The organism is Paenarthrobacter aromaticivorans (assembly GCF_019038615.1).
In the GTDB taxonomy this organism is placed as follows: Bacteria; Actinomycetota; Actinomycetes; order Actinomycetales; family Micrococcaceae; genus Arthrobacter; species Arthrobacter aromaticivorans.
In genome coordinates this window covers 406,442-417,530 of the sequence record NZ_JAHOPC010000001.1, presented here as the reverse complement: position 1 = coordinate 417,530, position 11,089 = coordinate 406,442, and the positions used below count along the sequence as shown (strand labels likewise).

The 11,089-nt window shown below is 62.4% G+C and carries 12 protein-coding genes; 1 reads left to right on the top strand and 11 read right to left on the bottom strand.

Annotated elements, in window-relative coordinates; all coding sequences use genetic code 11:
* Nucleotides 1-57: 57 nt before the first annotated feature.
* The 11 genes from KSW38_RS01970 to eat all read right to left on the bottom strand — a co-directional run bounded on the left by KSW38_RS01970 (nt 58) and on the right by eat (nt 10,013).
* The gene (locus tag KSW38_RS01970; protein WP_216922184.1) at nt 58-321 is read right to left on the bottom strand and encodes an antibiotic biosynthesis monooxygenase family protein; all 264 of its coding nucleotides are present in this window, start codon (nt 319-321) and stop codon (nt 58-60) included.
* Nucleotides 322-399: 78 nt separating this feature from the next.
* Entirely contained in the window at nt 400-693 is a 294-nt protein-coding gene (locus KSW38_RS01965) for a hypothetical protein (RefSeq protein WP_216922182.1), read from the bottom strand.
* Nucleotides 694-867: 174 nt separating this feature from the next.
* Nucleotides 868-1,707: a sulfurtransferase gene (locus KSW38_RS01960; RefSeq protein WP_216922181.1), complete on the bottom strand. Its 840-nt coding sequence runs from the start codon at nt 1,705-1,707 to the stop codon at nt 868-870.
* 73 nt (nt 1,708-1,780) lie between these two features.
* Nucleotides 1,781-2,383 carry a TetR/AcrR family transcriptional regulator gene (locus tag KSW38_RS01955; RefSeq protein ID WP_216922180.1) on the bottom strand — a complete coding sequence of 201 codons (603 nt, stop codon included), beginning with the start codon at nt 2,381-2,383 and terminating at the stop codon, nt 1,781-1,783.
* A gap of 44 nt (nt 2,384-2,427) precedes the next feature.
* Nucleotides 2,428-3,186 carry a MerR family transcriptional regulator gene (locus KSW38_RS01950; RefSeq protein ID WP_216922179.1) on the bottom strand — a complete coding sequence of 253 codons (759 nt, stop codon included), beginning with the start codon at nt 3,184-3,186 and terminating at the stop codon, nt 2,428-2,430.
* Between the two features lie 92 nt (nt 3,187-3,278).
* Nucleotides 3,279-3,929 carry a PadR family transcriptional regulator gene (locus KSW38_RS01945; protein ID WP_216922178.1) on the bottom strand — a complete coding sequence of 217 codons (651 nt, stop codon included), beginning with the start codon at nt 3,927-3,929 and terminating at the stop codon, nt 3,279-3,281.
* 301 nt (nt 3,930-4,230) lie between these two features.
* Nucleotides 4,231-5,013: a 3-oxoacyl-ACP reductase gene (locus KSW38_RS01940; RefSeq protein WP_216922177.1), complete on the bottom strand. Its 783-nt coding sequence runs from the start codon at nt 5,011-5,013 to the stop codon at nt 4,231-4,233.
* Between the two features lie 30 nt (nt 5,014-5,043).
* Entirely contained in the window at nt 5,044-6,414 is a 1,371-nt protein-coding gene (locus tag KSW38_RS01935; RefSeq protein ID WP_216922176.1) for an aldehyde dehydrogenase family protein, read from the bottom strand.
* Complete coding sequence (locus tag KSW38_RS01930; protein WP_216922175.1) at nt 6,411-7,169, bottom strand: gamma-glutamyl-gamma-aminobutyrate hydrolase family protein; 759 nt, start codon at nt 7,167-7,169, stop codon at nt 6,411-6,413. The genes KSW38_RS01935 and KSW38_RS01930 overlap by 4 nt, the downstream gene beginning before the upstream one ends.
* Nucleotides 7,150-8,532: a glutamine synthetase family protein gene (locus KSW38_RS01925; protein ID WP_216922173.1), complete on the bottom strand. Its 1,383-nt coding sequence runs from the start codon at nt 8,530-8,532 to the stop codon at nt 7,150-7,152. Before KSW38_RS01925 ends, KSW38_RS01930 begins: the two co-directional genes overlap by 20 nt.
* A gap of 50 nt (nt 8,533-8,582) precedes the next feature.
* Nucleotides 8,583-10,013, bottom strand: coding sequence for an ethanolamine permease (eat, locus tag KSW38_RS01920; protein ID WP_216922172.1), 1,431 nt, complete (start codon nt 10,011-10,013; stop codon nt 8,583-8,585).
* Between the two features lie 285 nt (nt 10,014-10,298).
* Here eat and KSW38_RS01915 point away from each other — a divergent pair, with 285 nt between their 5' ends.
* Nucleotides 10,299-11,015: a FadR/GntR family transcriptional regulator gene (locus KSW38_RS01915; RefSeq protein ID WP_308169272.1), complete on the top strand. Its 717-nt coding sequence runs from the start codon at nt 10,299-10,301 to the stop codon at nt 11,013-11,015.
* Nucleotides 11,016-11,089: the final 74 nt, after the last annotated feature.

The following is an 11,089-nucleotide window of genomic DNA, read 5'->3' as shown; positions in this document are numbered from 1 at the left end:
CAGACAACAACGGCGCCCCTACCCGTTGCCGGAGGGCGCCGTCGTGGTCCGAAGGGGCTATTCGTAGAATTCGATTCTTGGCTCTCCGATGACTCCACCGCGTTTCATGGCTTCCTGGAGTTCGGGGTTGGCGAAGAAGGCCTGCGCCTTCTCTACTGAGTCAAAATAGTGCAGCACGAGCACGGTGTCGGGGTCATCCGCCTTCCGGTGGAAAGATTCCTGTGTGACGCCGCCCGCGGCCTGCAGATCCGCAACGCTTTTATAGACGTCATGCCATGCGCCAAAATCAGCCACTTTGTGGGTAACAACGGACAGTGCCATGGACTTCTCCTTAGGGTGGTGTAGCTCAAAAACCGGGACGGCGGGGGCCGGCGTCCCGCGTCAGACTCTGCGAGGCTGTCAGTCCTCAGGTCCCGCCGTCTGGAAATTGTGGACATCGAAATAGCTGATCTCCGGCTGCGCGATTCCGAGTTCGGCTGTAACTGGACCGAGCTTGTTTTGATAGAAGGAATCGGCTTGTTCGCGGGTCCGCCATACATCCACGATCCGGGCGCCATGGTCAGTCCCCGATACCCAATGGAAAAGCCCGCCCGGGGCCCCGGGTCCGCCCGGAGCGAGTCCTAGTCGCTGCACCACTTTGTCATAATCCTCCAGGGTGCCTTCGGTGAAATCCATGATTACTGCAATGGCCATAATGGACCTCCAATGGGATTGGCGGGGGATGATTCCACTGCCATTCGCAACGCTAGACCCGCCCAAATACGCGGTCAATAGGCCCCTGACGGGGAGTAAGGAGGCTGCTCTGCAGGGGTGGTTTGGGTGCAGTGTTGCTACGCAAACCACCGGCGATTCCATGGACGGCGACTGTCAGCCAAGCTCGGCCCGGCGGCCGGGCTCGGCTCCGTACTCTGACCACCCGCCTGCGTAGAGGCGGCCGCGGCCAAGTCCTGCATGTTCGAGAGCTAGAAGGTTGTGGCAAGCCGTGACGCCTGATCCACAGTAGGAGATGACGGCAGTCGCATCTTCGATCCCAACCTTCGCAAACGCTCGTCGGACCTCGGCGATCGGGCGCAGGCGTCCATCCGGGGCGAGGTTCCCACGGCACGGGACGTTCACGGCGCCGGGGATGTGTCCGGCTTGGGGATCGGTGGGCAGCTGCAGGCTTCCGTCGAAGCGGTCGGCATTCCGTGCGTCGAGAATGATCCCGGCAGCCCCTGCGCTAATGTCCTCAAGCCGGGCTAGATGCTCCTTCGGCCACGGAGACGGCGTGAAAGTCGCGGGCGTCGGCTTGGCGGGTATCGTCTCGAGCGGTCCTGTCCACGCGGCAATCCCGCCGTCGAGCAGCGCCGCCCGATGCCCCAGCGCACGCAGCATCCACACGAGCCGCGCTGCGATGACTCCTCCCGCGTCGTCATACGCGACGACGGTCGTTGAGTCGCCGATTCCCAAGGAAGACATTCCCTGTGCGAACACTTCGGGGTCGGGAAGAGGGTTCAGGCCGTGTGGTCCCGAGCTGCCCGACAGCCAAGAGTCCAGGTCCACGAACACCGCGTCTGGAAGATGCCCGCCGTCGTACGCTGCACGGCCTGACGCGCCGTCGAGGTACCACCGAACATCAGCGGTGACAACGTTGGTTCGGTGTGCCTTGAGCCATGCGGCATCAACAAAGGGCGGAAGGTCCGCTGGGGTTATCCGACGATCATCCATACAGTGCAGGCTAGAGGATGCGTCCACTATTCGAGCAAAAACGTCCCATTATGTGGACTGGTGTGCACGCGTCTCAACGGTCGCTGTGACGCGGAGGGGCGAAAGCGATCTGCTCCGTGCGGGCAATGCCACGCTCGATGGCCGCCTTGTCTATGCCCAGGAGCGTGGTGAGCCACATGCCGTTTTGCACGACGACGATGTCTGCTGCGCGCTCCCTGCTCTCATCGGCGGAAAGCTCTGGTTTGGCATTCCCTATGAGTGTGGCAAGCCCGTCCAGATACCGGTCGAAGGCCGCCGCGTTGATCCGTGCAAAGTCCTCGTGAGCTTGGGCGAGGGCCCAGAGGTGGAGGCGGAGGGACAGATACGGAGTGGTCAGGAGATCGGGGTCTGCAACGCGCCGAAGTGACTCCCGGAGTTGCTCCTCAGGGGTTGACGCCGGCTCCGGCTCCACGAGCATGAGGTCGTGCTCTTCGATCCGGTGCAGCACCGCGCGGATCAAGCTCGACTTGTCCTCGTAGTAGTAGTTCACGAGCCCCAGCGCCACACCGGCTTCGCGTGACACGGCACGCATGTTGATGCCCGAAATGCCGTGGCGTGACAACAGTTCCAAGGCAGCCTCGAGAATGCGTGCTTGCCTGTCAACCTGTTCGCCGGACTTTGCGGTGCTTGTACCCATTCGGTCAGACTATTGCCAAACCCGGATCAGCGCATCCCGGACGACTACAGGTTTCCTTCTGCGTAAACGCGCAGGGCGTCCCGGACGAACGTCGCTCCTGACTCCCCGCCATAGTTCGCGGCAAATCGAGGGTCAGCGACGTACATTTCGCCGAGGCCTGTGACGTAGCCCTTGACGTCTCCACCGGGAGCGGCGGATGGTGTACCGGGGATTCCGCGGAGCCATTCGACGTGGCGCCTTGCGAGTTCTTGTGCTTCAGCGCTGTCGGGTGCGATTCCGGACGTCGCGGCGGAGATCCAGTCGCTCCCCAGTTTCCGGGAGCGTTCCTTCCATTGCTGCTTTTCTGCGGCGCTCATGCCGCGCCACCAAGCGTCGCTGGTGGCGTAAGCGTCCTTTCCCCAGCGCTCCTCTACCTCGTCCTTGTACTGAGTGTGGTCGAAGCCGTCAAACATGTCCTGTGCCATGTACTTTCCATCCCCTTTCAACGTGTCAATGGTTTGCCGCACCGATGCGATTTGCCGCGCCAGCCGGGCCTGCTCTTGCCCAAGCCATTCCAGGTGGCCGCTCAACGCTTTGACGGTGTCGGTCTCCCTGGCAAGCACGTCGGCAATCGCAGGCAAACCAAGTCCAAGCTCCCTGAGCAGGAGGATCCGCTGAAGCTGCACCAAGGCCGGACCATCGTAATAGCGGTAGCCGTTATGACCGGTCCGGCTTGGCCTGAGCAGCCCAATATCGTCGTAATGACGCAGCGTGCGGCTGGTGGTCCCTGCCATCTTGGCGATTTCCTGGATCGACCAGTCCATGTCTCCTCCGTCCTGGCCCTCTTTGTTCCTGGCTTGTCCTTTGACAGTAATGGTTGACGTTACGTCAAGGTCAAGGGCGTGGATTGGAGGAATTAGTCGGCCAGGATCAGGTACAGCGCGCGCCGGGTTTCATCGAGCTTCTCGATTGCCGCCCTGCGTTGTTCGTCGGTTGCCGCACCGCGGAACTGGTGGACGACGCCCATGAGTTTCCCGATGCTTTGGTGGAACTCCTGCATGTTTCCGTCAGCCTCGGTGTTCCAGGCGTTGGCGAGTTCCTCTTCATGCTCGGCAACGTAGGCGCGGCCGTCGTCCGTCAATGTGAATTCCGTCCGACGCCCCTCGCCCACGGCTGTGATGAGCTCTTCATCAACCAGCTGCTGCAAGGTGGGGTAGACGGATCCCGGGCTGGGCCGCCAGGCTCCGGAGGTCTTCTCGGCGATGGTCTTGATCAGGCCGTAGCCGTTGGAAGGAGCCTCGGCCAGCAGGGAGAGGATCGCCGCGCGGACATCGCCGCGGTTGCGGCGTGGACCGCCAGGACCAAAGCCGCGGGGACCGAAGCCGCCAGGGCCAAACCCGCCAGGTCCGAATCCCGGACCGAAGCCCGGCCCAAATCCGCCCCCGCCGTGGCCGCCCGGTCCGCGACGGCCTTTGCCTCGATTGAAGCGACCTCGACCATGTCCATGCTCGGGATGTCCGTGGCCGTGTTCAGGGAAATTGTTGTCGTGTTCGTTGATGCCTTTCATAACAGCATCGTCCTTTCGGTAGTGGTTCACCGAAGGAATATCGGCGATAGTTCACGATATATCGGTAACTATCGGAACGTCAATAGCCGTTTTTGGGGAGCGAGCATCGGGTGGAAACGGTTGGGACGTGAGCGAGCATCGGGTGGAAACGGTCGGGACGTGAGCGAGCATCGGGTGGAAAGGGCTGGGATGTGATCGAGCATCGGGTGGAAACGGTTGGGATGTGAGAGAGCGTTAAAGCCCGACGGCGGGTGCGGACTTCACGAAAAAGTCCGCACCCGCCGTCGAGCTTCCCAGGAAGTTACGAAAGGGGAGTGACGTAGGCCCCTGAGATACCGCCATCCACCAGGAACGTGGAGGCCGTAATGAAGGAAGCGTCGTCGCTGGCGAGGAACGCGACTGCCGCGGCCAGTTCCTCCGGTTCGGCAAAGCGACCCAGGGGCACGTGGACCAGTCGACGGGCTGCCTTTTCCGGATCCTTGGCGAAGAGTTCCTTCAGCAGGGGAGTGTTCACGGGGCCTGGGCAGAGCGCGTTGATTCGGATGCCCTGCCGCGCAAACTCGACGCCGAGTTCCCGGCTCATGGAGAGAACACCGCCCTTGGACGCGCTGTAGGAAATCTGGGAAGTTGCAGCGCCCATGACAGCCACGAACGATGCCGTGTTGATGATGGAGCCCTTGCCCTGCTCCTGCATGTAGGGAATGGCGTACTTGCAGCAGTAGTAAACGGAGGTCAGGTTCACTTCCTGCACCCTGCGCCAGGCGTCGATTCCCGTGTCCAGGATGGAAGCGTCGTCGGCGGGAGAGATGCCCGCGTTGTTGAAGGCGATGTCCACGCTGCCATACGTCTCCTTGGTCTGGGCATACAGGTTGCGGACTTCTTCTTCACTGGTCACGTCAACTTTGACGAACAGACCGCCTACTTCGCTGGCGGCCGCAATCCCGGAGGTCGGTTCGATGTCGGCGATCACGACGTTGGCGCCTTCTGCGGCCATCCGGCGTGCTGTGGCCAGGCCGATGCCGCTGGCACCGCCAGTGATGACTGCGCTGCGGCCGGCGAGACGGTTGGAAACTACTGATTGCATTGGTGCTCTCCTTTGAAAAGTGGAAAAAGATCAGGCTGACTGGGTGGAAATGAAGACGTTCTTGACCTCGCTGAAGGCATCCAGCGCGTCAGGGCCGAGTTCGCGGCCAAGGCCTGACTGTTTGAAGCCGCCAAACGGGGTGGAGTACCGGACGGACGAATGGGAGTTCACCGAGAGGTTGCCCGATTCGACTCCCCGGGCTACACGCAGTGCGCGGTCCACCTTTGAGGTCCAGATGGACCCAGACAGGCCGTACTCGGTGTTGTTGGCGATGCGGATGGCGTCCGCTTCGTCGTCGAACGGCACAACTGCAACAACCGGACCGAAGATCTCATCCGTGAATGACGGAGCTTTCAGGTCCGGCGTCAGCACTGTGGGCGGGAACCAGAAACCCGGCCCTTCCGGCGCCTTCCCCCGGAAGGCGACCGGTGCGCCGTCGGGCACGAAAGCGGACACCGTACTGAGTTGCTGGGCCGAAATCAAGGGACCCATAGTTGTGGCCGGATCTGCAGGGTCTCCGACGCGCATGCCGAGGACCTCGGGCTCCAGCAATTCCAGGAAGCGTTCGTAGACGCCTCGCTGCACAAGGATCCTGGAGCGTGCGCAGCAGTCCTGCCCGGCGTTGTCGAAAGCGCCACCGGGGGCGGCGGTCGCAGCCATCTCAAGATCGGCGTCGTCGAAAACGATGTTGGCGCTCTTGCCGCCCAGTTCAAGCGTCACGCGCTTCACCTGGTCCGCGCAGCCGGCCATGATCTGCTTGCCCACGCCGGTCGAGCCAGTGAAGACCACCTTCCTGACCGCCGGATGCGTCACGAACCGCTGGCCCACCACGGAACCCTTGCCGGGAATCACTTGGAAGACGCCCTCAGGAAGGCCGGCTTCAAGAGCCAGTTCACCAAGGCGGATGGCTGTCAGCGGTGTCACCTCCGCCGGTTTGAGCACCACGGTATTGCCTGCGGCCAGGGCGGGAGCGAACCCCCATCCTGCTATCGGCATCGGGAAATTCCAGGGAACAATGATGCCAACAACCCCCAGCGGCTCGTGGAAGGTCATGTTGACCCCGCCTGCCACGGGAATCTGGCGACCGAAGTGACGTTCCGGAGCGGCTGAGTAGTAATTGAGGACGTCGCGGACGTTGCCCGCTTCCCATCGCGCGTTGCCAATGGTGTGCCCGGCGTTGCGCACCTCCAGTTGCGCGAGGTTCTCCAGGTCATTGTCGACGGCGGCAGCGAACCGTCGCAGCAGCAGCGCCCGGTCCGCGGGGGCAACGGCCCGCCACGTCTCGTAGGCAGCGGCTGCCTTGGCAATGGCGGCGTCCGTTTCCGCCGGGCCAGCCAAGGGAACGGTCTGGATGACCTCCTCCGTGGCCGGATTGATCACATCAAACACTGTTGCTGTCATGCGGGGGACATCGCTTTCATGGTTGTGGTCTGGTCTGAGCGGTAGCTGGCGGCAGCTTCCACAAAGCCGCGGAACAGCCGGAGATCCTCGGGGTTCTGTTCCGGATGGAACTGGACCCCCAGCAGCCAGCCGCCCTCGGTTGCTTCAACGGCCTGGGCCAGGCCATCCGCGGAGCGGGCCGTGACGCGCAGGGCTTCAGGCATGGTCTCCAAGGCTTGGTGGTGGTAGCAGGGGGACGTGGCGGAGCCGCCCAGCAGGTGGTGGATGAGGCTGCCCGGGGTGGTGGTGAAGGATGCCTCTCCATAAACACCAGGTGCCGGCTGGCTCTTGCTGTCAGGAATGACGTCGGGGATGTGCTGGATCAAGGTCCCGCCCAGTACGACGTTGAGGAGTTGCGCTCCCCGGCAGATCGCGAACAGCGGGAGTTCGCGCTCAAGCGCGGCACGGATCAGGGCGGAATCGTGCCTGTCGCGCAGCGGCTGTGGTTTGGTTGCGGGGTGGGGCGCCTCACCGTAGAGGGAAGGATCGACGTCGGGACCTCCCACCACGATCAAGCCGTCCACCAGATCCAGCACGGATTCGTCGGTGCCCAGCGGAGGGAGCAGGATGGGTGTTCCTCCGGCAGCGACCACGGCCTCCACGTACGATCCGGGGAGAATTGCCGCCGTCGTATTCCACACTCCCCAGGAGGCCTCCTGAAGGTAACTGGTGAGCGCGATTCGCGGCCGGTAAGTTTCAGAGACGTTCGAAGCCACGGACCCGCTCCCAATCTGTGATGGCACTGTCATAGGCCGTGAGCTCTACATTGGCGGCGTGGACGTAGTGATCCACCACGTCGTCGCCGAAAGCCTTGCGCGCAATGCTGCTCTCGGCCAGGAGGTCCCGCGCGTCCCGCAGCGTGGTAGGGAGCCGATCCGCGTCCGACTCGTAAGCATTGCCCTTGGTGATTGCCGGCAACTGGAGATCGTTTTCGATGCCATGGATGACAGCGGCGATCATTGCAGCCACCGCCAGGTAGGGGTTCACGTCGCCGCCGCCCACACGGTTCTCGGTGCGGAGGCCACGGCCGTGGCCCACCACGCGGAGTGCGCAGCTGCGGTTGTCCAGGCCCCAAGCGATCGCAGTTGGGGCGAAGCTGCCCTCCACGAAGCGTTTGTAGGAATTGATGTTGGGCGCCAGGAAATAGGCGAGTTCGCGCAGCGCCGCGAGTTGACCGGCAACGAACCGTTCCATCAGGGGACTAAAGCCGTGTTCGCCGTCGCCCGCCAGTACGGGGTTCCCGTCCAGGTCGGTGAGGCTGAAGTGGATGTGGCAGGAGTTGCCTTCACGCTCATTGAACTTGGACATGAACGTGATGCTCTTGCCGTGCTGGTCCGCGATTTCCTTGGCGCCGTTCTTGTAAAACGTGTGCTTATCGCAGGCGGCGAGGGCTTCATCGAAGCGGAACGTGATTTCCTGCTGACCGAGATTGCATTCGCCCTTGGACGACTCGACCACCAAGCCCGCAGCTTCCATGTTGTTGCGGATGGAGCGGATCACTGGTTCCAGCCGGGCGGTGGCAAGGAGCGAGTAGTCCACGTTGTACTGCGTCGACGGCGCGAGGCCGGTGTAGTTCTTCTGCCAGGCCTGGTTGTATGAGTCATCGAACATCAGGAATTCAAGCTCGGTCCCTACATGGGCCCGGTAGCCCAGCTTTTCGAGCCGCTCGATCTGGGCCTTCAGGATCTGCCGCGGTGATGCTGCCACCGGTGTCCGGTCCGTCCACAGGACATCGCACTGCACAATGGCTGTGCCTTCGAGCCAGGGAACCCGGCGAAGCGTCGAAACGTCCGGCAGCATCACCATGTCCCCGTAGCCCGTTTCCCAGGACGACATCGCGTAACCGTCCACGGTTTGCATCTCAACATCCACGGCGAGCAGGTAGTTGCAGCCCTCCGCGCCGTGATCAAGAACGTCTTCGAGGAAGGAACGTGCACCGCAACGCTTGCCCTGGAGGCGACCCAGTGCATCGGTGATGGCGACAATGACAGTATCGATCTCGCCGCTTCCTACTGATTCGCGCAGTTCGTCGACGGTGAGCTGCCGGTTCCGGCTGGACTCTTGGATGTGGGAATTCATGATGTCTCCGCAGTGTGGTTCTGTGAGTGGATGTCAGGTTCTGCTGGCTGTTACTTCAGCTCGGCCTCGGCCATGGCGAGTTGGGCGAACTCTTCTTCGGGTGCGCCCGCCACGATCCGGTGCCGGCTGTAGAGCCAGTAGTAAAGGAGGGCAGCGGCAAAAATCGCTGCGGTAATGGAAGCGGCAAAGACGTCGACGACGAACGTCGCCACGACTGCCACCGCGGACAGGACCAGGGCAATCGACGTCGTGACGACCCCGCCCGGTGTCCTGTAGCCGCGTTCCAGGTTGGGTTCCTTCTTGCGAAGGACGATGTGCGAGAGGTTCAGCAGGACGTAGGAAACGGTCGCGCCGAAGACTGCGATGTTGATGAGCAAGGCACCGTCCTGGGTGATGGCAGCGAGGAGGAATCCAATGGTGCCCGGAACGATCAAGGCCCAGTACGGGGTGCGCCGCTTCCCGGTCAGGGAGAGCCAGCGTGGCAGGTATCCGGCCCGTGAGAGGGCAAACAGTTGCCGTGAGTAGGCGTAAATGATGGAGAAGAAGCTGGCCACCAGCCCGGCCAGTCCCGCGTAGTTAATGAAGTCCGCGAGGAAGGTGTTGCCGCCATAAGCAATGCGCAGGGCTTCCGGAAGCGGGTTGTCGGATCCGCTCATGGCTTGCGAGCCGGCTGCTCCCGGGACCAGGACCAGCATGAGAGCGCCAAAAATGACCAGGATGATGACGGCCACAATGATTCCCCGAGGCATGTCCCGCTTGGGATTCGAGGTTTCTTCGGCCGCGAGCGGAACGCCCTCCACTGCCAGGAAGAACCAAATGCCGTAGACCAGGGCCGCCAGGATGCCGCTGATACCCATGGGCAGGAAGGCGCTGGAGCCTGCGGATCCGTCGGGAACAATATCGAACAACCGGGCGGCATCGAACTTGGGAAGGAGGCCGACGACGGCGGCGGCCAAAGCGATGGTGGCCACCGCGGTGATGGCGAACATGATCTTCAGGGCTTCGCCGACTCCGCGGATGTGAATACCGATGAAGATGACATACGTGACCAGGTAGACCGGCCATGAGTTGGTGAGGCCAAAGAGGCCAAGGGCCTCTACGTAGCCGCCGATGAAGGTGGCAATAGCGGCCGGCGCCACCGCGTATTCGATGAGGACCGCCATGCCTGTCGCGAATCCACCGAGGGGTCCCAGGGCCCGGCGGGCGAATGCATAGCCAGCCCCCGCCGTCGGGAGCGTTGATGAGAGCTCAGCGAGCCCGAAAACCATGCAGGTGTACATAACCGCCATGAGCAGGAAAGCGATCAGCAGGCCACCCCAGCCTCCTTGTGCCAGGCCCAGGTTCCAGCCCGCGAAATCGCCGGAGATCACGTAGGCCACTCCGAGCCCCGCGAGGAGAACCCATCCAGCGGCACCCCGTTTGAGGCGCCGGTGCTTCAAATACTCATCCTCGCCGCCGGGCGGCTGGTGCACTGTTTCCATGCGTGTTCCTATCGTCTGAGGAATGCTTCTGGGAAAAGTCGAGCGGGGGATCAATCAGATCCTAAAGGACTGTTTTCAGTCCAAAGTGTGCTTCAAAGTCTGGAGGCTCCTTCGGCGGGAGTCAAGACTTTTCTCAAAAACATGATGACTTGGATCACAATTGGAGGCGTGTCCAATGGTTTCTTTGATGACCTTTATTGGTCAGCGTGGGTAGCATGGAGGCAGCAGCGCCCTGTGAACGGCCTCACTTATTGGCGCAGCCCGCATTCCGTGGAAGGAGATGCCGTGCCGGACTCACCGTTTGGCCCGTCGTTCTCGATGCTGCGCCCAGTCAGGGGCGGCAACGCGTTCGAAGAGACCATCGAACACATTCTGCAGACGATCAAGCTGGGGATCTTCGCCCCGGCCGAAAAACTGCCGCCCGAGCGAGAACTGGCCGAACAATTGGGAGTCTCCCGGGCCACCCTTCGCGATGCCTTGGGGGAGTTGCAGAGTGCCGGCTATCTGGAAGTCCAGCGCGGCAGGTATGGGGGAACGTACGTCTCCGCATCAGCAGTCCAGCGCCAGCCGGATCAAGGGCCGCTCGACCCCGCCGAGGTGGAGGACGTCCTGCTCTTCAGGTCCATCATCGAGCCCGCCGCTGCTTCTTTGGCCGCCAAAGCGGACCTCTCTGCGGCTGCCCGCAGGCACCTGCAGGTCTGTCTCTCCGAAGTGAGCGCTTCCCCCGCCGTGGGCTACCGACCCCGCGATGCCCGGTTCCATATCGCAGTCGCCGAATTGTCCGGCTCCGCAAGCTTGGTGGGCGCGGTGGCCGAAACACGATCAAGGCTCAACGAACTCCTGGACCGGATACCCTTGCTCAGCACCAACCTGGAGCACGCCAACGAACAGCACACCGAGATCGCGGAGGCCATCCTGCGCGGCGATGCCCCCGCCGCTGAACGGGCAACTATTGAACACCTGGAAGGAACGGCTTCATTGCTGCGCGGCTTCTTCGCCTGATCCTCGCTCACATCCGACGGGTTTTTTACGGTTCCTCTCGCACATCCGACGGGTTTCTGAGGATCGTTCTCTCA

Excerpts from the sequence above, each read along its gene's own strand:
- KSW38_RS01970 (WP_216922184.1), bottom strand. The coding sequence starts at position 321 with ATGGCACTGTCCGTTGTTACCCACAAAGTGGCTGATTTTGGCGCATGG.
- KSW38_RS01965 (WP_216922182.1), bottom strand. The coding sequence starts at position 693 with ATGGCCATTGCAGTAATCATGGATTTCACCGAAGGCACCCTGGAGGAT.
- KSW38_RS01960 (WP_216922181.1), bottom strand. The coding sequence starts at position 1,707 with ATGGATGATCGTCGGATAACCCCAGCGGACCTTCCGCCCTTTGTTGAT.
- KSW38_RS01955 (WP_216922180.1), bottom strand. The coding sequence starts at position 2,383 with ATGGGTACAAGCACCGCAAAGTCCGGCGAACAGGTTGACAGGCAAGCA.
- KSW38_RS01950 (WP_216922179.1), bottom strand. The coding sequence starts at position 3,186 with ATGGACTGGTCGATCCAGGAAATCGCCAAGATGGCAGGGACCACCAGC.
- KSW38_RS01945 (WP_216922178.1), bottom strand. The coding sequence starts at position 3,929 with ATGAAAGGCATCAACGAACACGACAACAATTTCCCTGAACACGGCCAC.
- KSW38_RS01940 (WP_216922177.1), bottom strand. The coding sequence starts at position 5,013 with ATGCAATCAGTAGTTTCCAACCGTCTCGCCGGCCGCAGCGCAGTCATC.
- KSW38_RS01935 (WP_216922176.1), bottom strand. The coding sequence starts at position 6,414 with ATGACAGCAACAGTGTTTGATGTGATCAATCCGGCCACGGAGGAGGTC.
- KSW38_RS01925 (WP_216922173.1), bottom strand. The coding sequence starts at position 8,532 with ATGAATTCCCACATCCAAGAGTCCAGCCGGAACCGGCAGCTCACCGTC.
- eat (WP_216922172.1), bottom strand. The coding sequence starts at position 10,013 with ATGGAAACAGTGCACCAGCCGCCCGGCGGCGAGGATGAGTATTTGAAG.